Below are 21,341 nucleotides of genomic sequence, written 5' to 3'. Positions count from 1 at the left end.
CGCCAATGGCGGCGGCGGCCGGGCCAGCGATTCAGGATGGGAAGAGTTCTGAGGCCAAACAGCCTCCGAACTACCCTCAACTACGACACGAACGGCGCCCCCAAAAGGGCGCCGTTCGCGTTTCTGGGAGGAATTTTCACTCGCCGCCTCTTGTCGAGGCGCTCGATCGGCCTATCTCCGTCACAGGCGCCGGAGCTTTGCTCCATCACGACGCCGCCCTCGCACATTCAATCCGTGACGTTCCTCGGCCGACTCGCTGGAGTCGATCGATGCCGCACCGCTTGCTGACAGATCCCGACGGGGATGTCTGCGACAAGCGGTTTCAGCCGTCACCACCACAGGGAGACGAAAACCATGCAGATCAGCCAGGTTCTTCAGGCTCTCGGCCAGTTCGCCTCCGGCCTCGCGCCGGCCAGCCGTTCCGTCCGCCCGCTCGAGATCGATTTCGACACCACTGACACCCTCGGCCCGTTCGAACAGGCCGCGATCGGCCAGTGGAAGACCGAGGACGGGTCGATCCTGATCGACCTCAGGCCGGACGGCCAGTTCCATAAGGCCAAGCCCGCTGCCGGCGCCAAGCATGTCGGCCGCTATGCGGTCGATCGCTCGAAGCTCTATTTCGAGGGCGAGACCGGCTGGGTCGCGCTCGGGAAGCTGAAGCGCGGCACACTCAGCATCGGCGAGAAGCGCTTCCGCAAGGCGTAATCGCGATTACGAGCCGTTCAATAAAGAGGGGCCGCACCTCCTGGAGGCGCGGCCCTTTTCGTTATGGCGCGAGAAATCAGTAGCCGACCGTGAAGCGGCGACGGCCATGAGCCGGCTTTTCCAGCTCGTCGACCAGAGCAATCGCATAATCCTCGGCCGAAATCGCGCTGCTGCCCTTGGCGTCAACGAGGAGCTGGTCGGTGCCGAGGCGGAACTTGCCGGTGCGCTCGCCCGGCTGGATCAGGGCCGAAGGCGAGAGGAAGGTCCAGTCGAGGCCCTGCTCCTGCTTCAGCAGATCGAGGAAGGCGCCGCCCTTCCGGGCTTCGTCGAGATAAACAGCGGGGAATTCGGGGGTGTCGAAGAGCTTCACGCCCGGTGCGACCTCGAGGCTGCCGGCACCGCCGACGACGAGATAGCGCGTCACGCCGGACTGCCGGACCGACGCGAGCAGGACCTGCGGGTCGCTGGCGCTGAAATGCACGGCGCTGATCACCGCATCATGACCGGCGAGGAGCTTGGCCAACCCGTCCTTGTCGAAGACATCGCCCTTGACGGCAGTGGCGCCGGGCAGGCCTGCGACCTTCTCGGGATTACGGACGATGGCGGTGACGGCATGGCCGCGCGCTGAGAGTTCGGCCAGCAGGCGCGAACCGATGAATCCGCTGGCGCCGATCAATGCGACTTTCATGACAAAGGCTCCTTTGTTTGGTATCTTCTGGATACCTGCACTCCAATGGAACCTATCTGATCCTGCCGCGCCGCCCCGTAAAGAAGGCACTTTCACGCGACATGGTCACCTCCGGGAAACCGCCATGCTGAAACGCCCCGACCCATTCCAGGCGCTGTGCCCGACCCGGCGCGTGCTCGATCGCATCGGCGATACCTGGGCTGTGCTGATCCTGATCGCGCTCGACGACGGCACCTTGCGCTTCAACGAACTCAGGCGCCGGATCGAGAACATCTCGCAGAAGATGCTGTCCCAGACGCTGAAGAGCCTGGAGCGCGACGGGCTGGTGCGGCGCGAGGTGTTCGCGACGGTGCCGGTGACCGTCGAATATTCGCTGACGGAACTCGGGCGCACCTTGGCGCAGACAGTGAACCAGCTGACGCTCTGGGCCGAGGCGCATATCGGCGAGGTCGAGGCCGCCCAGCAGCGCTATGACCGGGGCGAGGCTTCGATCTAGCCCGGAGTCGGGAACGCTGGCGTTTCCCCCGATTTCGTGTATATGCCCGGGCAACCGGCCAACCAGCCGGCGGCGCGACCCCTCCACGATGAGGTGCTCGCGGACTTCGGACCTTGCTGGACGACATCCCGGCCTGGCCCGCCAGATCAACCCGAACACGAGGATCTCCCGATGTCGATCACTGCCGAGCGCAAGACCGCGCTGCTCCAGGAATACGCCACCAAGCCGAACGACACCGGCTCGCCGGAAGTTCAGGTCGCGATCCTGACCGAGCGCATCACCAACCTGACCGGCCACTTCAAGTCGCATGCGAAGGACAACCATTCGCGCCGCGGCCTGCTCAAGCTGGTCTCCCAGCGCCGTTCCCTGCTCGACTATCTCAAGGGCAAGGACCAGGGTCGCTACAAGACGCTGATCGAACGGCTCGGCATCCGCCGCTGATCGAAAGCTGACGGTTTCCGCCCGGTGCGACCAGCTCCGGGCGGCTCCTTTTCGGGCGAGGCCGCCATGGGGCGTGACCTGCCTGACTATCGCGGCAGCCGCATGGGGCGGCCTCCCGCGTGACCCGCCGGGCGCCCAAGACGTCCATGGCAGGATCGCCGAGCGCTCGGGCGCATTCCCTCTCACACCCGAGCGTTCCGCCGTCTTGCCCATGGGCCTGAAGGCACCGGACGGGTCGAACCCGACCGAAAGACGAAACACATGTTCGACATCCAAACCGAAGAACTGATCTGGGGCGGCCGCAAGCTCGTCCTCGAAACCGGCAAGGTCGCCCGCCAGGCCGACGGCGCCGTGATGGCCACCTATGGCGAGACCGTCGTGCTCGCGACCGTCGTCTCGGCCAAGGAGCCGAAGCCGGGCTTCGACTTCTTCCCGCTGACCGTGAACTACCAGGAAAAGACCTTCGCCGCCGGCCGCATCCCCGGCGGCTATTTCAAGCGCGAGGGCCGTCCGAGCGAGAAGGAGACGCTGGTCTCCCGCCTGATCGACCGCCCGATCCGCCCGCTCTTCGTCGAAGGCTACAAGAACGACACGCAGGTCGTCGTCACCGTGCTCCAGCATGACCTGGAGAACGATCCCGACATCCTCGCGATGGTCGCGACCTCGGCCGCGCTGACCCTCTCCGGCGTGCCCTTCATGGGCCCGATCGGCGGCGCCCGCGTCGGCTATATCGACGGCGCCTACAAGCTGAACCCGACGATCGAAGAGGCCAAGGAATCGGTTCTCGACCTCGTCGTCGCCGGCACGCAGGACGCCGTCCTGATGGTCGAGTCGGAAGCCAAGGAGCTGCCGGAAGACGTGATGCTCGGCGCCGTGATGTTCGGCCACAAGCATTTCCAGCCGGTGATCGACGCCATCATCCGCCTGGCCGAGAAGGCCGCCAAGGAGCCGCGCGACTACACCCCGGCCGACAACTCCGTCGTTCTGGACGCCGTCCTCAAGCTCGTCGACGCCGATCTGCGCGCCGCCTACAAGATCACCACCAAGGCCGAGCGCTACAAGGCGCTGGACGCCGCCAAGGCCAAGGTCGCCTCGCTGATCTCGGCCGAGCCGGACGGCAAGACCACCTTCACCAAGGAGCAGGTCGGTGGCCAGTTCAAGGAAGCCCAGGCCAAGGTCGTGCGCTGGACCATCCTCGATGACGGCACCCGCATCGACGGCCGCGACCTCAAGACGGTCCGCAAGATCGTCGCCGAGGCCGGCATGTTGCCGCGCACCCACGGCTCGGCCCTGTTCACCCGCGGCGAGACGCAGGCGCTGGTCGTGACCACGCTCGGCACCGGCGATGACGAGCAGTTCATCGACTCGCTGGAAGGCACCTACAAGGAAACCTTCCTGCTGCATTACAATTTCCCGCCCTACTCCGTCGGCGAGACCGGCCGCATGGGTTCGCCCGGCCGCCGTGAGATCGGCCATGGCAAGCTCGCCTGGCGCGCCATCCGTCCGATGCTGCCGGCGAAGTCGGAGTTCCCCTACACGATCCGCGTCGTCTCGGAGATCACCGAGTCGAACGGCTCCTCCTCGATGGCCACCGTCTGCGGCACCTCGCTGGCGCTGATGGATGCGGGCGTTCCGCTGAAGTCGCCGGTCGCGGGCATCGCGATGGGCCTGATCCTCGAAGGCAAGCGCTTCGCCGTGCTCTCCGACATCCTCGGCGACGAGGACCATCTCGGCGACATGGACTTCAAGGTGGCCGGCACCGCCGCGGGCATCACCTCGCTGCAGATGGACATCAAGATCGCCGGCATCACCGAGGAGATCATGAAGGTCGCCCTCGAGCAGGCCAAGGGCGGTCGCGAGCACATCCTCGGCGAGATGAACAAGGCGCTCTCCGCGTCGCGCAGCCAGCTCGGCGAGTTCGCGCCGCGCATCGAGACGATGAAGATCCCGGTCGACAAGATCCGGGAAGTCATCGGCTCCGGCGGCAAGGTCATCCGCGAGATCGTCGAGAAGACCGGCGCCAAGGTCAACATCGAGGACGACGGCACCATCAAGATCGCCTCGGCCGACGGCAAGTCGATCGAAGCCGCGATCAAGTGGATCAAGTCGATCGTCTCGGAGGCCGAAGTCGGCGTGATCTATGACGGCACAGTCGTCAAGATCATGGAGTTCGGAGCCTTCGTGAACTTCTTCGGCGCCAAGGACGGCCTCGTCCACATCTCCGAGCTCGCTCCCCAGCGCGTCCAGAAGGTCTCGGACGTCGTCAAGGAAGGCGACAAGGTCAAGGTCAAGTTCCTCGGCCAGGACGAGCGCGGCAAGATCCGCCTCTCGATGAAGGTCGTCGACCAGGCCACCGGCGAGGACCTCACCGAGAAGCTCAAGGCGCAGCGCGAGGCCGACAAGGCCCGTGAGAAGCAGGGCGCGGCCGAGTAATAACGGCCCGCCAGCTTGTGTAAAACAGGACGCCCCGCATCGATGATGCGGGGCGTTTTTCGTTGTCGTCGAGAGACTTATCCCGCCATGTTCGGACAGCGCCTTTGCCTAAAGCTTCCGTGAAAAACCGGAGTACTCGCCGATGAAATCCTTTGCTGTTCCAGGCGCTGGCGGATCGCTGCGCTACCACGACCTGGCCGGTGAAGGTCCGGCGCTGGTCATGATTCACGGCCTTGGCTGCGCCTCGTCCTGCGACTACCCGACCGTCGCGGCCGATCCGGCCTTGCGCGGCCGGCGCATGCTGCTGATCGATTTGCTGGGCTCCGGCTTCAGCGACCGGCCGGAGGCGTTCGGCTACACGATCGACGACCATGCCCGCAGCGTCGTCGCGCTGATCGATGCGCTGGAGCTGCCCCGGGTCGATGTCTTCGGGCACAGCATGGGCGGAGCCGTCGCGATTGCCGCTGCCGCGATGCTGGGGCCACGCCTCGGCAGGCTCGTCGTCGGTGAACCCAATCTCGACCCGGGCGGTGGCCAGTTCAGCCGGGGCATCGCGGCAATCCCTGAAGCGGAGTATTGCGCCAGTGGCCAGGACGCGATCGTCCGCGCGGCCCGGGCCGAGGGCAACGATATCTGGGCGGCTTCGCTCGCTCGCAGCGCCGCCTATGCCGTGCAGCGGACCGCGCGCTCGCTCGTCGAAGGCAGCGATCCGACATGGCGGAGTATTCTGACGTCGCTCCCCGTGCCGCGTACGCTGATCATCGGCGAGCTGTCGCTGCCTTATGATGGTGTGGCAGGGCTGTCGGAGGTGGAGATCGAGATCGCCATCGTGCCGCGCGCCGGGCATTCGATCCCCTGGGACAATCCCGCCGGCCTCGCTGCGGCCATCGCGGCCAGCCTGTCTTCGGCAGCGCCGTGAGGTGATGACGCGCCGCACACAATAGTCTAGACATATGCCGACCCATGGAGACCGGCATGTCCGACCACCGCATCGCCTCGCTCGACGACCTCGCCCGCGCCTATCCCAATCCGATCGCGCCGGCCTCGACCTTCAAGGAGATCGATCATGTCGACGCCAACTATGCGGCGCTAATCGCGGCCTCGCCGTTTTTCGTGCTCGCGACGGTCGGTCCTGAGGGGCTGGATTGTTCGCCGCGCGGGGATCTGCCGGGCTTTGTCACGGTCCGGGACGCGAAAACGCTCCTGATTCCCGACCGAAAAGGCAATAACCGATTGGATTCCTTGAAGAATATCCTGTTCGACGATCGAATCGGAATGCTCTTCCTGGTGCCCGGTTGCGGAGAGACTCTGCGCGTAAACGGACGCGCTGAGATTTCCTGCGACCCTGAGTTGTTATCGCAGTTCGAGATGGCCGGGAAGCTTCCGGCGAGCGTCATGGTGGTCCATGTCGAAGCGGTCTACTTCCAGTGCTCGCGCGCGGTGGTGCGGGCGGAGCTCTGGAACCCGGAGCGGCAGGTCGACCGGCGCAGCCTGCCCTCGCCCGGCACGATGCTGCGCGACATCACGGCACGGAATGCAGAGGTCGCGACCTTCGATGGCAAGGCTTACGACGAGGCGTTGCCGGGCCGGGTCAAGGCGACGTTGTATTGAGGAGGAGTACCCGTCCGGTCTTTCCGGGGCTTCGCATGGCGAAGAGCCCGGAAGCCAAAACGGGTTGAGACCGAGCGATCAGCGACGCGGCAGGAATTGTAATTCGGACGTGCCGCGTCGTGGGTTCCGGGCTCGGCCCAAAGGGCCGCCCCGGAATGACAATGGCGGATCCGTCAGGCACTGCGCCGTCAGAGCAGTCCTTCGTTCCCGGCCAGCGTCTTCAGGCTGACATCGGGACGGGCGCCGACATGCGAGATGATCTCGGCCGCAGCCAGCGCGCCGAGACGCAGGCAGTCACGGGTCTCGCGGTTCGAGGTCAGGCCATAGAGGAAGCCGGCGGCGAAGAGGTCGCCGGCGCCAGTCGCATCGACCACGCGCTGGACCGGGAAGACCGGCTCCTCGACGATGCCGTCCGGCGTCACCGCCAGCGCGCCCTTCTCGGAGCGGGTGACGACGGCCAGAATATTCTCCGAGCGCAGCCAGGACAGGGCCGTATCGAAATCCGAGGTCTCGTAGAGGCTCTTGAGCTCGTGCTCGTTGGCGAAGACGAGATCGACCATGCGGTTGCGGATCAGGCCGATGAACTCGTCGCGATAGCGATCGACGCAGAAGGAATCGGACAGGGTGATGGCGACGCGGCCACCGGCCTTGTGGGCAATCTCGGAGGCCTTGCGGAAGGCTTCCTTGGCCGCCGGGGGATCCCAGAGATAGCCCTCGAGATAGACGATGTCGGCGGCCTCGACGGCCTTGGCGTCGACATCGGCGACCGAGAGGCCCTGGCAGGCACCGAGATAGGTGTTCATCGTGCGCTCGCCATCGGGCGTGACGATGATGAAGGAGCGCGCCGTCGCCGGACCTTCCGTCGCGTCGGCCGTGCCGAAGGCGACACCGAGCGAGGTCAGGTCATGGCGATAGAGCTTGCCGAGCTCGTCGCCGCGGACCTTGCCGATGAAGGCGCCCTTGCCGCCGAAGGAGGCGAGGCCCGCGATGGTGTTCGCGGCCGAGCCGCCCGAGATGATCCGGGCCGGGCCCATGGCTGCATAGAGGGACTCGGCGCGGGCCTCGTCGATCAGCATCATCGCGCCCTTGGTCAGCTTCTGGGCGATGAGGAAATCCTCCTCGGCCGAGGCGAGCACGTCGACGATGGCATTGCCGAGGGCGAGGACGTCCGTGCGGGTCTGGGTCATGGCTCTTGCTCGCTCTGTCCGGATGGCGCGGCCCGTCGGCCGAAAAGGAAGGTGTGGCCCTGTCGCATCCGCATGGAGCGTGGTCAAGCGGGGCGAATCAGGTGGAGTCGCGGCGGGTGGCGGCTTCGTCGAGGATGGCGGCGAGGCGGTGCAGGTCCTCGCCCTCCAGCAGGGCGATCTCGCGTGACAGCCGATTGGCCAGCAGCGTCGCTTCCGGATCGAGCCCGGCCGTATCGATGACCACGCGCGGATGCGAGAGGTCGGCGAGGCGAACAAGCTCGTCGGCCTCGTCCCAGATGACGCCGAGCAGGTGGATCGTGCCCTGGATCAGGGTAAAGGTCGGGCGGCCGCGCTTGCCGTGCTCGAGCGCCGAGAGATAGGCCGGCGAGACGCCGAGGCCTTCCGCCATCTGCGCGAGGCTCATGCCGCGCGCCTCCCGCAAAGCCCTGACGCGCTGGCCGAAGGGCGTCACGGCCCATGCTCCCTGAGGCGACGCAGGCGGACATAGAGTGCGCCGGAGCCGCCATGACGCTGCTCGGCCTCCTCGAAGCCGAGGACCAACGCGCGCAAGTCGGGAAGGCGCAGCCAATGCGGCACCATCCGGCGCAGCACGCCGCGCTCGTCACCGAACAGCGCCGGCGCCAATGCGCCTTTGCCGGTCACCACCAGGGCTATCCGGCAGCCGCGGCGCTGCTCGCGGCGCAGGAAGGCATGGAGCGCCAGATGCGCCTCGTCCTGCCGCATGCCGTGCAGGTCGATCGAGGCATCGACGCTCTGCTGGCCGCGACGCAATTGCGTGCGCAGCCGTCGCTCGATCGGCGCCAGTGGCGGCGCTGATGGTGGGGCAGCCTTGACCGGCGCAGCCGCCGCGACGGCGCGCGTTGCTATTTCGGCGGGTGCGGGAGCTGCCGGCTCGGGGATAGGCTCAGGCTCGACCGGCGCCCGGCCGGGCAGCGGCTTGACCGAACGCGCGACCTGGCGCCAGAGCGCGATATCGGCCTCCGTCAGCGTCTTTCCGCGGCGGGACCGCATGTCAGCGCGGCCAGAGCACGGTGAAGGCTACGGGATGGCGGATCAGGCCGGCGCGATGCCCCGCCGCAGCGCCCGAGCCGACGAAGAGATCCATGCGAGCCGGGCCGAGAATGGCGGAGCCGGTATCCTGCGCGATCATCAGGCGCGCCAGATGCTCGTCGCCGCCAACGCCATCGGGGACAGTGGTATCGACCCAGACCGGCAAGCCATAAGGCCAAGCCGTACGATCGACGGCGATGCTGCGCATCGACGTCAGCGGCAGGCCGGCGCCACCGATCGGCCCGCTCTCGGCCGGCAGGTCGTCGCGGCGGGCGAAGAAGACGAAGGACTTGTTCAGGCGGATCAGGTCGCGGGCGAAGCCGGCATCGGATTTCAGCCGGGCGATCAGCCGGTCCATCGTCATCTGCTCGGGCGGAATGTTCTCGCGCTGGCTGAGCACACGGCCGAGCGAGGTATAGGGATGGCCATTCCGGCCGGAATAGGTCAGGCGCGTCACCGAGCCATCCGGCAGGCGGACACGGCCGGAGCCCTGCACCTGCAGCACGAAACGATCGACGGGATCGCGCAGCCAGAGGATTTCGAGCCCCTGGCCGTCGAGCGCGCCGGTCTCGATCGCCGTGCGATCCGGGAAGGGCTCGAAGCCCTTGGCGGTGCGGCGCGCAGCCGAGAGCGCCTTGTCGAGGCCGGGCCAGTCATCCTCGGAAAGGCGCGTCACCAGATCCTTCGGCCGGTCGAAGAGCGGCGTCGGGAAGGTGTCCGAACGGGTCAGCGAGCCCTCGAACTCAGGCTCGAAATAGCCGGTGGTGAAGCCGGTCTCGCCGGTTTCCGGCCGGACGCGCCAGAAGGAGAAATTCTGTTCGAAGAAGGTTTTCGCCTGCTCGCGCCCGACCGGACCCGCCGCAGCGAGCGCCTTAGCCTTGTCGCAGACGGCAGCGAGACGCTCCGGCAGCGGCACGCCCTGGCGCAGGGGCGGATCGGCCATGCAGCCCTTGACGAAGATGGCGAAGGCCGTGCCGTGATCGTCCTGCGCCCAGCCGGGGATCGCAGCGGGCGACAGGGCCTCGGCGCGGGCTCCTTGAGGCAGCGGGGGCGGCGAGGCCATGGCGGTCACGGATGCAAGGCCCAGAGCTGCGGAGAACGCCAGTGCGACACCGGCGCCGCCGCGCTTCACGCGGCGGATTCGGTGGCGACGAGCAGCCAGTTTGGATCGCGGCTGCCGAGCTGGCGCGAGAAGGTCCAGATGTCGTTGACCTCCGAGACCTGCTCGGCACTGCCATCGACGACCGTACCTTGTGCGTCGCGCGTGACGCTGATGAGCTGCGAGACGAAGGCGATCGTGACCTGCGCGGTCTTGCCCTTGACCTCGACGGCGGCGAGATCGGCCTTGTCGATCGAGACGAAGTTCGACTCGGCCTTCTCACCGCGCTTCTCGCGCTCGGTGATGGCCTGCTCGAAGCCGTCATAGACATCCTTGGCGAGAAGGCCCTTCAGCATCTTGCGGTCGCCGCGGGCAAAGGCGGTGACGATCGCCTCATAGGCAGCCTTGGCGCCACCGACGAATTCATGCGGATCGAAGCCGGGCTCCTGACGGATCACCGCCTCGATGCCGGCGCTGACCGGAGAATCCGGCGCAGCCAGATCCTTCCAGCGCTCGGCCGCAGGCGGCTGGGGCGCGCTCGCGTCGTTCGCGGCGCCAGGCAGGCGAATGACATTGTCGCTCTTGTCCTGGCCTTGCGCCTGATCCGGCCGCATCGGCGGCGTCTCGCGGCGGGCGAAGGGATCCTTGGGCTGCTCGTGACCGGTCTTCTGGCCAAGCACGGAGCGCAGCTTCCAGGCTACGAACACGGCCAGAGCCAGAAAGATCAGAGTCTGCATGTCGAACGAATTCTGCATCGAAAGCTGACCCGCGGCTCCCCGTTGTTGCCTGCCCTGCCGCCTGCTGGCGCCGGGCGTTCACCGTCATATGGTGAGACTGGCTCGTAACATCCACCCCCCGGCTTGTGAAGGCGACTTCTTGTGCCGGCACGGCGTCCATGATAGCCGACGCGCGCGCCGCTCCATAGCATGGAGCGCATCCCGAGAGCCGGCACAGGCGCGGGATTTCCCGAGACAGCCTGCCAGAACGAGATGGGACCGATGGCCAACGAACTCCCCAACGGCAATGGTGCCGGCGCCGAAGCAGCTCCGAGCCTGAACGCCCTGATCCAGTACACCAAGGATTTCTCGTTCGAGAACCCGAAGGCGCCGCGCTCGCTCGCCCAGCAGGACGCCCAGCAGGGTCCGCAGATGTCGCTGCAGGTCAATGTCGGCTCGACCGCTCTCGGCGACAACGACTACGAGACCGTGCTGCGCCTCGAGGGCAAGGCCGAGATCAAGGGCGAGACGCTGTTCGCCTTCGACCTGAGCTATGCCGGCGTGTTCCGCCTGCAGAACATCCCGCAGGAGCATGTTCACCCGGTGCTGGTGATCGACTGCGCCCGCCTGCTCTTCCCCTTCGCCCGGCAGATCATCGCCGAGGCCGTGCAGAACGGCGGCTTCCCGCCCTTCTACGTGCCGCCGATCGACTTCGCCCAGCTCTTCCAGCAGCGCCTGCAGGAGCTCGAGGGCCAGCAGGGCGCAGCGACCAACTGATCGCTCGCCGCCATCGGCAATGGACTACGGAAGGGCCCCTTGCGGGGCCCTTTCTCGTTTATTGCGGATTATTGTTGCCCTTGCGGAGCGAGGCACCCCTCTCCATGTGCCCGAGGCAACGGCGGACGCCCCGGCAGGGACGCCCGCCTTTTCCGTATCCGATGGAGAACCGATGGACCACCTTATGACGCTTGCCGCCGATCCCACCGTCTGGGCCGCGCTCGGGGCACTGATCGCCATGGAGGTCGTGCTCGGCATCGACAACCTGATCTTCATCTCGATCCTGACCAACAAGCTGCCCGAGCATCAGCGCTCGAAGGGCCGCAGGATCGGTATCGGCCTGGCCCTCATCCTGCGCCTCGCCCTGCTCGGCACCGTCGCCATCATCGTCAAGCTGACCGCCCCGATCTTCACGGTCTTCGGCCAGGCCTTCTCCTGGCGCGACCTCATCCTGATCGCCGGCGGCCTCTTCCTGGTCTGGAAGGCGACGAAGGAAATCCACCACAAGGTCGATCCCGATCCGGAATCGGTCCTGGCCGAGGGTGGCAAGCGCGCGGTGACGCTGAGCTTCGGCGCCGCGATCTTCCAGATCCTGCTGCTCGACCTGGTGTTCTCGATCGACTCGATCATCACTGCCGTCGGCATGACCGAGCATATCCCGGTCATGGTCATCGCGGTCCTCGTCGCGGTGCTGACGATGCTGCTCGCCGCCGATCCGCTGGCGCGCTTCATCGACAGGAACCCGACCGTGGTGATGCTGGCGCTGGGCTTCCTGCTGATGATCGGCGGCACGCTGATCGCCGAGGGCTTCGGTGTGCATGTGCCGAAGGGCTATATCTACGCCGCGATGGCCTTCTCGGCCCTGATCGAGGCGCTCAACATGGTATCGCGCCGCCGGGCGCGATAAGCCGGCCCAGGCGAGAGGCGACGCGGATTACTGCGCCGCGTCGTCCGTGATGCCGAGATAGCCCTTCCAGAGCGGCGCCTTGAGCGAGCCGAGAATGAAGGCCTCGTGCGCCTTGAGCGCCTCCTCGCTGAGGCGCGATCCCAACTGACGCTGACGCTGCGGCTTCTCGACGGCCGCCATGGCGATGCCGGGACGGCCCGCCGCCGCCTCGACGCCGAGGCCGAGCGAGGCCTGCTTGCCGCCGATCAGCTCGATATAGACCTCGGCCAGAATCTCGGAATCGAGGAGCGCGCCGTGCTTGGTGCGGCGGCTGTTGTCGATGCCGTAACGCGAGCAGAGCGCGTCGAGGCTGTTCGAGGCGCCAGGGTGCTTGCGGCGCGCCATCGACAGGGTGTCGACCACGAAGGCCTGCTCGATCGGCGGCAGGCCGAGGCGCTTGAACTCCATGTTGATGAAGCCGACGTCGAAGGCGGCGTTATGGATCACCAGCTTGGCGCCGGCGATGAACTCCGCGAATTCCTGCGCGATCGTGGCGAAGACCGGCTTGTCCGAGAGGAACTCTTCCGAGAGGCCGTGGACGTTGAACGCCTCGATCGGCATCGAGCGCTCGGGATTGATATAGACGTGGAAGGTCCGGCCGCTCGGGCAATGATTGAGCAGCTCGACGCAGCCGATCTCGACGATGCGGTCGCCGTTATTGGCTTCGACGCCGGTAGTTTCGGTATCGAGAACGATCTCGCGCATTGCTTCAGGACCTCGCTTGCGCACCGCGCCCGGGACGGCCGGCGAGCGCCTTCAGGATAGAGCCGACCTGCCGCTCGGCAGCCACGAGGCCGCGCGACGTGTCCACAAGGAAATGGGCATGGCGGCGCTTCTGTGCATCGGGCATCTGGCGCGACAGAATGGCGTCGAGCTTTTCCGGGGTCATGCCTGGGCGGGCAAGAACACGCTGGCGCTGGACTTCGGCTGGCGCGGTCACGACGAGCACGGCATCGCAACGCGCCTCGCCACCGGTCTCCAGCAGCAGCGGTACATCGATGATCGCGACCCCCGCACCTTCACGACGGCAGCGGGCGAGAAAGACTTCCTCCTCCTCGCGCACCAGCGGATGGATGATCGCCTCGAGCCGGCGCAGCGCCTCGGGCTTGCCGAGCACGGCCGCACCCAGCTTCGCGCGATCGACCGCGCCATCGATCACCGTGCCCGGAAAGGCGGCCTCGATCGGCGCCGCGGCCCGGCCACGATGCAGGCGATGCACCGCCGCGTCGGCATCGTGCAGGGGCACGCCGCGCTGCACGAAGAGCTGCGCGGTGGTCGATTTTCCCATTCCGATCGAGCCCGTGAGGCCCAGCACGAAGGTCATGGCTGCTCCGGCGAATCAGGCCTTCAGGATATCGGCTTCGATGAGGGCGCGAAGCGCCGGCGTCACCTGCGGCGTCACGCCAAACCAGCGGGCGAAGCCGGGCACGGCCTGGTGCAGCAGCATGCCGAGCCCATCGACCGGAATGCCGCCACGCCGTTCCGCCTCGGCCAGCAATGCGGTCTTCAGGGGAACATAGACGATGTCGTCGACGATCGTTCCCGGCTGCAGGGCAACGAGATCGATCTCCAGCGGCGGCTTGCCCTGCATGCCGAGCGCTGTCGTGTTGACGATGAGATCAGCCTCCCCGACGAGGCTGTCGCGCTTCGCCCAGTCCCCAGCGACCAGCGGATGGCCCAGAGCGGCGACCAGCTCGGCGGCCCGCTCAGGGCTGCGATTGACGACGAGGATGCGTGCGACGCCACGCGCCTTCAGGCCGTAGCAGATGCCCCGCGCAGCACCGCCGGCACCCAGGACGAGGGCCGTGCCGACACCCCCCTGCCAACCGGGCACCGTCGCATCGAGATGAGCGAGGAAACCCGGCACGTCGCTGTTATCAGCGATGATCCGGCCGCCTTCGCGCCAGAGCGTGTTGACAGCGCCGACCGCACGGCCGGCATCGCTGACCTCATCGACCAATCCCATCACCGCTTCCTTGTGGGGGACGGTGACATTGCCACCGGCGAACTCGCCATCGCGCAGGCGGGAGATGAAAGCCGCCAGATCAGCCGGGGCGACATCGATCCGCTCATAGGAGCCGGCAAGCCGATGCTCGCGCAGCCATTCGCCATGGATCATGGGCGAGCGCGAGTGGGCGATGGGGTGTCCGATAACGAAGCAGCGAGGCGCCATGAATGAAGTCCGTTAAAGCATCGGCCCGAAAAGTGGTCCGCGGTTTTCGGGCAAAGCCGATGCGAGATCAAAGAGCTAGAGCATCGGACTGAATACGAGATTTAGTCCGATGCTCTAGCGAGCGAGGCAATCGAGATCGCGCAGCGCCGTGAGCACTGCCAGAAGTGGCAGGCCGAGAATGGTGAAATGATCGCCCTCGATTCTGTCGAAGAGCTGGGCGCCGGGCCCTTCAATCTGATAGCCGCCGACACTGGACAGGGCGGCACTACCGGCGACAGCCAGATAGCGCGCAATGAACTCGGGCTGGAGCGGGCGCATCGTCAGGCGGGCCGCCTCGAGCTCTTCGGCCAGGGGCGCACCATTGCGTGCGATGACGACGGCGGAGTGAAGTTCGTGGGTCCGGCCGGCGAGCGCGGTGATCTGTCGTTCGGCCGCCACCATATCCACCGGCTTGTGAAAGGGGACGCCATCGCAGGTCAGCGTCTGGTCGGCGGCGAGAACGAGGCGACCCGGACGGTCGCGCGAGACCGCGAGAGCCTTGGCACAAGCGAGGGCGGCAGCGACCTGATCCGCCGGCACGCCGCGATCAACCAATGGCTTCTCGACGGCGCGCTCGTCTATGTCGGGCTTCACCACCTCGACCGGGATGCCGGCAGCCAGAAGCATGTCGCGCCGGGTCGCGCTGCCGGAGGCAAGGATCAAGGGCTCGGCAGCAAGCCAAAGGCCGGACGAGGCGTTCATGTCGCGATGAACTTCATGCGGTGGTCGCGGAGCAGATCGAGGATCGAGGCGGCCGTCTCCTCGATCGAGCGGCGCGTCACGTCGATCACCGGCCAGCCCTTGCGGGCGCAGAGGCGGCGCGACTGCGTGACCTCGTCGGCAACCGCGGTCGGGTCGACATAGGACGTGTCGTCGTCGGCGCGCAGCGACAAGAGACGGTTCTGGCGAATCTGGACGATGCGGTCGGCGCTGGCGATGAGGCCAACGATCAGCGGCTTCTTGGCGCTTTCCAGTTCCGGCGGCAACGGGATGTTCGGGACCAGCGGGATGTTCGCGGTCTTGATGCCGCGATTGGCGAGATAGATGCTCGTCGGCGTCTTCGAGGTCCGGCTGATGCCGACCAGGATGACATCGGCATTGTCGAGATCGCCGCCCATCTGTCCGTCATCATGCAGCAGCGTGTAGTTCATCGCGTCGATGCGGCGGAAGTACTCGGTGTTGAGCACATGCTGCGCGCCGGGCTTCGTCGCCTGGGCCTGGCCAAGATAGGACTGGAACAGCGAGAGCACCGGCTGCAGCACCGAGAGGCAGGGACAGCCGAGCTCGCGGCAGAAATTCTCAAGCTTCTCCTGCCATTCCGGTTCGACCAGCGTGTAGAGCACGACGCCGGGCGAAGCCTCGATTTCGGCGAGGACGCGGGCGAGCTGCGCCTCCGAGCGGACCAGCGGATAGACATGCTCGATCGCCGAGACGCTTTCATATTGCGCGGCCGCGGCCCGACTGACGGCGATCAGCGTTTCGCCCGTCGCATCCGAGACCAGATGCAGATGGAAATAATTGCGGACCACGGCATCCCCCGGCCTGAAGCGTCCCTATCCTCTAGCGCGCTTTGGGCCGGACCGGAATCGCCCCGAGGCGAATTGATGCCGGCTCGGCTTGTCCGTTCCCGCGAGCCTCGAACATCCGGCCGCTCAGGGCTGGCGGGTTATCCCGGGCCATGGGGAGCAGTGTGGACAAATGGACAGAAAACGGGAGCCAGCCGGCGGCTCTGTATAACTCCCCGGAACCATCAACAGCCCGCCGGCTGTGAATGGTAAAGAAAGTGTTTCACGTGAATCATTTTGGAAGCCGGCGAGCCGACCGCCGATTCCAATTCGTTAATAAAGCCTTAACGACTGGTCGTAGGCTTTCCCGACCCGCGACTCGCTGTCCCAGTGGCTGTGGATCGGTTGTGGACGAAATTGCGGCGGGCTATCTCCCTGCCTCCAAGAGTCAAAACAAAAGATTCTCTCTAGGAATCTTATTTGAGAAATAGCGGGATGGATGGCCCGGCAGGCATGACGAAAAGCGAGACCCCTGCCCTGATCCGTGTGCTCGGCGGCGAAGCCTTGCCGACGCCTCCCATCTGGCTGATGCGTCAAGCTGGACGCTATCTGCCGGAGTATCGCGAGCTTCGCGCCAAGGCCGGCAGTTTTCTCTCGCTCTGCTATAATCCGGAATGGGCGGCCGAGGTGACCCTCCAGCCGATCCGGCGCTTCGGCTTCGATGCCGCGATCCTGTTCTCGGATATCCTGGTCGCCCCGCAGGCGCTCGGTCAGAAGCTCTGGTTCGCCGAAGGGGAAGGTCCACGGCTGGAGCCGGTTGCCGATGCGGCTCGTCTGGCGGAGATCGATCGCGAAGCCGATCAGAGCAGGCTCGATCCGATCCTCGATACGGTCCGCCGGGTTCGGGCTGCCCTGCCCTCCGGAACCGGGTTCATCGGCTTCTGCGGCGCGCCCTGGACCGTGGCGACCTATATGGTCGCCGGGCGAGGCACGCCGGATCAGGGGCCGGCGAAGGAGCTGTTCAGCCGCGACCCCATGTTGTTCCAGGCGATCATCGATCGGCTTGTCACGTCGTCAGTCGCTTATCTGAATGCGCAGATCGCGGCCGGCGTCGATGTCGTGCAGATATTCGACAGCTGGGCGGGGTCGCTCGGGCCGGACGATTTCAGGCGCTGGTGCATCGAACCGACGCGCCGGATCGTCGTGGGCGTGCGCGCGGTGCATCCGCAGGCGCGGATCATCGGCTTCCCGCGCGGGGCCGGGCGCCTGATCCCCGACTATATCGCTGGGACCGGTGTCGACGCGGTCGGTCTGGAAACCGATATCGACCGGAGTTTCGTCCGCGAGGCCATCCAGTCGAAGGTCCCGGTGCAGGGCCATCTCGACCCGCTGGTGCTGCGCGCCGGCGGTCCCGAGCTGGAGCAGGAGGTTGACGCCATCCTGACAGCGTTCGGAGACCGGCCCTTCATCTTCAATCTCGGCCACGGCATCCTGCCGGATACGCCGATCACGCATGTCGAGCGCTTGCTGAAACGGGTGCGGGGCTGAGGGCTCAGGCGATGTACGAGTGGATCAAGGCTTTCCATGTCATGGCGGTCATCTCCTGGATGGCCGGCATGCTCTATCTGCCGCGCCTGATGGTCTATCACGCGGAGGCGCAGACCGGTTCGATCCAGTCCGAGACCTTCAAGATCATGGAGCGCCGGCTGCTCAAGGGCATCATCAATCCGGCGATGATCGTGACCTGGGTGCTCGGTCTCTACCTCGCCTGGTACGCTTTCGGCTTCAAGGGCGGCTGGCTGCACGGCAAGCTGCTGCTGGTGTTCATCCTCTCCGGCATCCATGGCGTGCTGGTGAAGCATGTCCGCAACTTCGCCAATGACCGGAACGTCAAGTCACCGCGCTATTTCCGCATCCTCAACGAGATCCCGGCCGTGCTGATGGTCGGCATCGTCATTCTCGTCGTCGTGAAGCCGTTCTGAAGCCCGTCGCGCTTTCCCCTTGAGCCCGGGCCCGATTCCCGCTATCAGAGCGCTACGCTTCTCCAGCGTCCTCCCTTGTTGTCGACTGTTCGTGAGCTGCCTGCCCCTGCAGCAGCTCATGTCGCGCAACCCAGCGCAGGTCCGGCCAGGACCGACTCAGTCGATCAATCCAGTACCGTCCTCTCCCCTGCTTGTCGGCAGGGTGTTCACGATCCGGGTGCCCCATGCGGGAAATCAAGCTTCAAGAGCTCAAGAGCAAGTCGCCGACCGAACTCCTGGCCTTCGCCGAGGAAGTCGAGGTCGAGAACGCCAGCACCATGCGCAAGCAGGAGCTGATGTTCGCCATCCTGAAGCAGCTCGCGGCACGCGAGACCGAAATCCTGGGCGAGGGCGTGGTCGAGGTCCTGCAGGACGGTTTCGGCTTCCTGCGTTCCTCCGATTCCAATTACCTGCCGGGCCCGGACGATATCTACGTTTCGCCCTCGCAGATCCGGAAGTTCGGCCTGCGCACCGGCGACACGGTCGAAGGCCCCATCCGCGGTCCCAAGGACGGCGAGCGCTATTTCGCCCTGCTCAAGGTCAACTCGATCAATTTCGAGGACCCGGAGAAGATCAAGCACAAGATCCATTTCGATAACCTGACGCCGCTCTACCCGGATGAGCGCCTGAAGCTCGAAGTGCAGGACCCGACGAAGAAGGATTTCTCGCCGCGGGTCATCGATATCGTCGCCCCGATCGGCAAGGGCCAGCGCGCGCTGATCGTGGCGCCGCCGCGCACGGGTAAGACGGTTCTGCTCCAGAACATCGCCCAGTCGATCACGAGCAATCACCCCGAGTGCTATCTGATCGTGCTGCTGATCGACGAGCGCCCGGAAGAAGTCACGGACATGCAGCGCTCGGTGAAGGGCGAGGTCGTGTCCTCGACCTTCGACGAGCCGGCCTCGCGCCACGTCCAGGTTGCCGAGATGGTGATCGAGAAGGCCAAGCGCCTGGTCGAGCATGGCCGCGACGTCGTGATCCTGCTGGACTCGATCACCCGTCTGGGTCGCGCCTACAACACGGTCGTGCCGTCCTCCGGCAAGGTCCTGACCGGTGGTGTCGACGCCAACGCCCTGCAGCGCCCGAAGCGCTTCTTCGGTGCCGCCCGCAATATCGAGGAAGGCGGCTCGCTGACCATCGTCGCCACCGCGCTGATCGATACGGGATCGCGCATGGACGAGGTGATCTTCGAGGAGTTCAAGGGCACCGGTAACTCGGAAATCGTGCTCGACCGCAAGGTGGCCGACAAGCGCATCTTCCCGGCGATCGACATCCTCAAGTCCGGCACCCGCAAGGAAGAGCTCATCACGCCGCGCTCCGACTTGCAGAAAACCTATGTGCTGCGCCGTATCCTCAATCCGATGGGGCCGCAGGACGCGATCGAGTTCCTCATCGACAAGCTGCGCCAGACCAAGCAGAACTCGGAATTCTTCGACTCGATGAACACCTGAGGATCAGCAAGCGTCCCGGCATTTCGATTCGCCGCTGTACCGATCTCCGGTGCGGCGGCGAAATTGTTTTTGGAGGGTCGAAGCGCTTTGCGCGGCGGGTTGTGGCCAGAATCTGCATTTGATTCGGAGCCGTGACGGACGGCGAGACCGGCCACTTGGTCGGTCGATCGGGCCGAGACCTCTGCTGATCGATAAGGGATCGCTCTCTGTGATCCTACGGCAGACCGAGTCTGGCCGAGTCAGACCGCAAGCGGGCCTGTCGACATCCAGCCAGCGGCGATGTCCGCAGATGTCTGCCGGCCATTCCAATGAAGCCAAGCAAGGCCGCCTCCCGTCAAATGCGGCGTTGTCGCTTGTGATCACGCGCGAGGGGACTTTCGAGAGAGCTCCTGCTCCCAGAGCCCGGGCCCTATCACGGTCATACCGCTTGGTGCTACCGGGCCAGCTAAGCGAGTATGACCGGTAGTGCTTCAGCTTTCCGTTGAGTCATACCGTTCGAACGTTGGCTTGGAACGTTGCAGTTCCGTACCGGGGCGATCCGGGTAGCTTCGCTCCCATTCAGCCTTGATGTTCGCTGGAAGCTCGTCCAAGAAGCCGCCTCCACGGCACGCGGCAGGAATGATGGCTCAGCACGCTCTTACGACGATCGTGGCCTTGTCCTCTGCGCCCGGTAAAGCCGGCGTGGCGGTGGTCAGGGTTTCCGGGCCGCGCGTTCGATTCGTTCTCGAAACGGTTGCGGGGCTGGTTCCTGAACCCCGGATCGCAACCTTGCGCCGACTTGTCGATGCCGAAGGCGCGGCCATCGATAGCGCGCTGGTTCTGTTCTTTGCTGCCCCGGCCAGCTTCACCGGCGAGGATGTCGCCGAGTTCCACGTCCACGGCTCGCGGGCGATCCTGGCGCGGCTGCTCGCGGTTCTCACGGCCTTGCCGGATGTGCGACTGGCGGAAGCGGGCGAGTTCACCCGACGGGCTTTTGAAGCGGGCAAGCTTGATCTTGCTGCCGTTGAAGGCTTGGCGGACTTGATCGATTCGGAAACGGAATGGCAGAGACAGCAGGCACTGCGTCAGATGGACGGCGCGCTGAGCACGCTGACTCTGGCATGGCGCGCGACCTTGATCGACGCGATGAGTCTGCTGGCCGCCGAGCTCGACTTCTCTGACGAGGGCGACGTTTCCGGGCCGCTGCAGGAGCAGGCACTCGCTCTCGCTTCGGATGTGCTGGCTTCCCTGAAGAGTGCGCTCGGCAGCTTTGCCATGGGTGAACGCGTCCGCGAGGGGTTCGTCGTGGTGCTGGCTGGTCCGCCTAATGTCGGCAAGTCGAGCCTGCTCAACGCGCTCGCCCGTCGTGATGTCGCGATCGTCTCGCCGATTGCGGGAACGACGCGGGATACGCTGGAGGTCAGGCTGGACCTGGCTGGAATCCCCGTCATCCTGATTGATACCGCAGGGCTGCGCGACAGCGACAACCCGATCGAGGCGGAGGGCGTCAGGCGGGCTCGCGCGCTGGTCGAGCGAGCGGATCTCGTCCTCGGGCTGCGTGGCATCGATTCGGACCCGTATCGAATCGAAGACAAAGTCAATCTACTGGCGATTGCGACGAAGTCTGATCTGTCCGGCGCAGTTCTGCCGGGAGAGCGAGCGATATCGATCGAGACTGGCGAGGGTTTGACCGAGCTGCTTGCGGATATCGTCGCGCGCCTTCAGGGCCTCTCTTCTGGAGAGCCGGCTCTCCTGACACGAGAACGCCATCGCATTGCCGTTACCGACGCGATCGCGGCACTGGAGCGTGCCGTGGGCGCACGGCATGGACAAGGGGAATTGCTCGCCGAGGATATCCGCATGGCCGTGGTCGCGCTCGAGCGGCTCGTCGGACGGATCGATGTCGAGGATGTGCTCGACCGGCTTTTCGCGGGATTCTGCATCGGTAAGTAAAGTCTGCGCGCTCTGTGGAGGCGGTTTTCATTGACCCGCCAGCCCGGCTT

General features: G+C 65.7%; 23 protein-coding genes. 12 read left to right on the top strand and 11 right to left on the bottom strand.

Features of this window, described 5'->3' with window-relative positions:
* Positions 1-354 precede the first annotated feature (354 nt).
* Entirely contained in the window at positions 355-705 is a 351-nt protein-coding gene (locus NUV79_RS23200; RefSeq protein WP_257735440.1) for an Atu4866 domain-containing protein, read from the top strand.
* Positions 706-781: 76 nt separating this feature from the next.
* Here the strand turns inward: NUV79_RS23200 and NUV79_RS23195 are convergent, their stop codons facing one another.
* Positions 782-1,393 (bottom strand): NAD(P)-dependent oxidoreductase, encoded by a 612-nt coding sequence (locus NUV79_RS23195; RefSeq protein ID WP_257735439.1) that lies wholly within the window; start codon positions 1,391-1,393, stop codon positions 782-784.
* 124 nt (positions 1,394-1,517) lie between these two features.
* Between NUV79_RS23195 and NUV79_RS23190 the strand changes: the two genes are divergently transcribed.
* The 5 genes from NUV79_RS23190 to NUV79_RS23170 all read left to right on the top strand — a co-directional run bounded on the left by NUV79_RS23190 (position 1,518) and on the right by NUV79_RS23170 (position 6,374).
* Positions 1,518-1,889 (top strand): winged helix-turn-helix transcriptional regulator, encoded by a 372-nt coding sequence (locus tag NUV79_RS23190; protein WP_374679318.1) that lies wholly within the window; start codon positions 1,518-1,520, stop codon positions 1,887-1,889.
* Positions 1,890-2,060: 171 nt separating this feature from the next.
* The gene (gene rpsO, locus NUV79_RS23185) at positions 2,061-2,330 is read left to right on the top strand and encodes a 30S ribosomal protein S15 (protein WP_257735438.1); all 270 of its coding nucleotides are present in this window, start codon (positions 2,061-2,063) and stop codon (positions 2,328-2,330) included.
* A 261-nt stretch (positions 2,331-2,591) separates the two neighbouring features.
* Entirely contained in the window at positions 2,592-4,763 is a 2,172-nt protein-coding gene (pnp, locus tag NUV79_RS23180) for a polyribonucleotide nucleotidyltransferase (protein WP_257735437.1), read from the top strand.
* Positions 4,764-4,905: 142 nt separating this feature from the next.
* On the top strand, positions 4,906-5,682 hold the full coding sequence (locus NUV79_RS23175; protein ID WP_257735436.1) for an alpha/beta fold hydrolase: 777 nt from the start codon (positions 4,906-4,908) through the stop codon (positions 5,680-5,682).
* 56 nt (positions 5,683-5,738) lie between these two features.
* Entirely contained in the window at positions 5,739-6,374 is a 636-nt protein-coding gene (locus NUV79_RS23170; RefSeq protein ID WP_257735435.1) for a pyridoxamine 5'-phosphate oxidase family protein, read from the top strand.
* A gap of 188 nt (positions 6,375-6,562) precedes the next feature.
* Here the strand turns inward: NUV79_RS23170 and NUV79_RS23165 are convergent, their stop codons facing one another.
* The 5 genes from NUV79_RS23165 to NUV79_RS23145 all read right to left on the bottom strand — a co-directional run bounded on the left by NUV79_RS23165 (position 6,563) and on the right by NUV79_RS23145 (position 10,486).
* Positions 6,563-7,561 carry an adenosine kinase gene (locus NUV79_RS23165; RefSeq protein ID WP_257735434.1) on the bottom strand — a complete coding sequence of 333 codons (999 nt, stop codon included), beginning with the start codon at positions 7,559-7,561 and terminating at the stop codon, positions 6,563-6,565.
* A 97-nt stretch (positions 7,562-7,658) separates the two neighbouring features.
* Positions 7,659-8,033: a helix-turn-helix domain-containing protein gene (locus NUV79_RS23160; protein ID WP_257735433.1), complete on the bottom strand. Its 375-nt coding sequence runs from the start codon at positions 8,031-8,033 to the stop codon at positions 7,659-7,661.
* Positions 8,030-8,593: a Smr/MutS family protein gene (locus NUV79_RS23155; RefSeq protein WP_257735432.1), complete on the bottom strand. Its 564-nt coding sequence runs from the start codon at positions 8,591-8,593 to the stop codon at positions 8,030-8,032. Before NUV79_RS23155 ends, NUV79_RS23160 begins: the two co-directional genes overlap by 4 nt.
* Before the next feature lies 1 nt (position 8,594).
* On the bottom strand, positions 8,595-9,764 hold the full coding sequence (mltA, locus tag NUV79_RS23150) for a murein transglycosylase A (protein ID WP_257735431.1): 1,170 nt from the start codon (positions 9,762-9,764) through the stop codon (positions 8,595-8,597).
* Positions 9,761-10,486, bottom strand: coding sequence for a Tim44/TimA family putative adaptor protein (locus NUV79_RS23145; protein WP_257735430.1), 726 nt, complete (start codon positions 10,484-10,486; stop codon positions 9,761-9,763). Before NUV79_RS23145 ends, mltA begins: the two co-directional genes overlap by 4 nt.
* Positions 10,487-10,729: 243 nt before the next feature.
* Here NUV79_RS23145 and secB point away from each other — a divergent pair, with 243 nt between their 5' ends.
* Both secB and NUV79_RS23135 read left to right on the top strand, forming a co-directional pair.
* Positions 10,730-11,224: a protein-export chaperone SecB gene (gene secB, locus NUV79_RS23140; RefSeq protein ID WP_257735429.1), complete on the top strand. Its 495-nt coding sequence runs from the start codon at positions 10,730-10,732 to the stop codon at positions 11,222-11,224.
* A 172-nt stretch (positions 11,225-11,396) separates the two neighbouring features.
* On the top strand, positions 11,397-12,131 hold the full coding sequence (locus NUV79_RS23135) for a TerC family protein (protein WP_257735428.1): 735 nt from the start codon (positions 11,397-11,399) through the stop codon (positions 12,129-12,131).
* Positions 12,132-12,158: 27 nt separating this feature from the next.
* Here the strand turns inward: NUV79_RS23135 and dnaQ are convergent, their stop codons facing one another.
* The 5 genes from dnaQ to NUV79_RS23110 form a co-directional block, all read right to left on the bottom strand.
* Positions 12,159-12,875 (bottom strand): DNA polymerase III subunit epsilon, encoded by a 717-nt coding sequence (gene dnaQ, locus NUV79_RS23130; protein WP_257735427.1) that lies wholly within the window; start codon positions 12,873-12,875, stop codon positions 12,159-12,161.
* Positions 12,876-12,879: 4 nt separating this feature from the next.
* Positions 12,880-13,494 (bottom strand): dephospho-CoA kinase, encoded by a 615-nt coding sequence (gene coaE / locus NUV79_RS23125; protein WP_257735426.1) that lies wholly within the window; start codon positions 13,492-13,494, stop codon positions 12,880-12,882.
* Between the two features lie 15 nt (positions 13,495-13,509).
* Positions 13,510-14,343 (bottom strand): shikimate dehydrogenase, encoded by an 834-nt coding sequence (locus NUV79_RS23120; RefSeq protein ID WP_257735425.1) that lies wholly within the window; start codon positions 14,341-14,343, stop codon positions 13,510-13,512.
* A 114-nt stretch (positions 14,344-14,457) separates the two neighbouring features.
* Positions 14,458-15,084: a Maf family protein gene (locus NUV79_RS23115; RefSeq protein WP_257735424.1), complete on the bottom strand. Its 627-nt coding sequence runs from the start codon at positions 15,082-15,084 to the stop codon at positions 14,458-14,460.
* Complete coding sequence (locus NUV79_RS23110) at positions 15,081-15,911, bottom strand: pyruvate, water dikinase regulatory protein (protein WP_257735423.1); 831 nt, start codon at positions 15,909-15,911, stop codon at positions 15,081-15,083. Before NUV79_RS23110 ends, NUV79_RS23115 begins: the two co-directional genes overlap by 4 nt.
* A 489-nt stretch (positions 15,912-16,400) precedes the next feature.
* Here NUV79_RS23110 and hemE point away from each other — a divergent pair, with 489 nt between their 5' ends.
* From hemE to mnmE, 4 genes are all read left to right on the top strand, one after another.
* Positions 16,401-17,435: a uroporphyrinogen decarboxylase gene (gene hemE / locus NUV79_RS23105; RefSeq protein WP_257735422.1), complete on the top strand. Its 1,035-nt coding sequence runs from the start codon at positions 16,401-16,403 to the stop codon at positions 17,433-17,435.
* Positions 17,436-17,446: 11 nt separating this feature from the next.
* Positions 17,447-17,869, top strand: coding sequence for a protoporphyrinogen oxidase HemJ (hemJ, locus tag NUV79_RS23100; RefSeq protein ID WP_257735421.1), 423 nt, complete (start codon positions 17,447-17,449; stop codon positions 17,867-17,869).
* A gap of 224 nt (positions 17,870-18,093) precedes the next feature.
* On the top strand, positions 18,094-19,359 hold the full coding sequence (gene rho, locus NUV79_RS23095; RefSeq protein ID WP_257735420.1) for a transcription termination factor Rho: 1,266 nt from the start codon (positions 18,094-18,096) through the stop codon (positions 19,357-19,359).
* A 618-nt stretch (positions 19,360-19,977) separates the two neighbouring features.
* Complete coding sequence (mnmE, locus tag NUV79_RS23090) at positions 19,978-21,291, top strand: tRNA uridine-5-carboxymethylaminomethyl(34) synthesis GTPase MnmE (RefSeq protein WP_257735419.1); 1,314 nt, start codon at positions 19,978-19,980, stop codon at positions 21,289-21,291.
* The last annotated feature ends 50 nt before the right edge of the window (positions 21,292-21,341 follow it).

The sequence above is a fragment of the Allobosea sp. 47.2.35 genome (assembly GCF_024655635.1).
GTDB lineage: Bacteria > Pseudomonadota > Alphaproteobacteria > Rhizobiales > Beijerinckiaceae > Allobosea.
The sequence above is the reverse complement of the archived record's forward strand: the minus strand, read 5'-3'. Positions and strand labels throughout refer to the sequence as shown.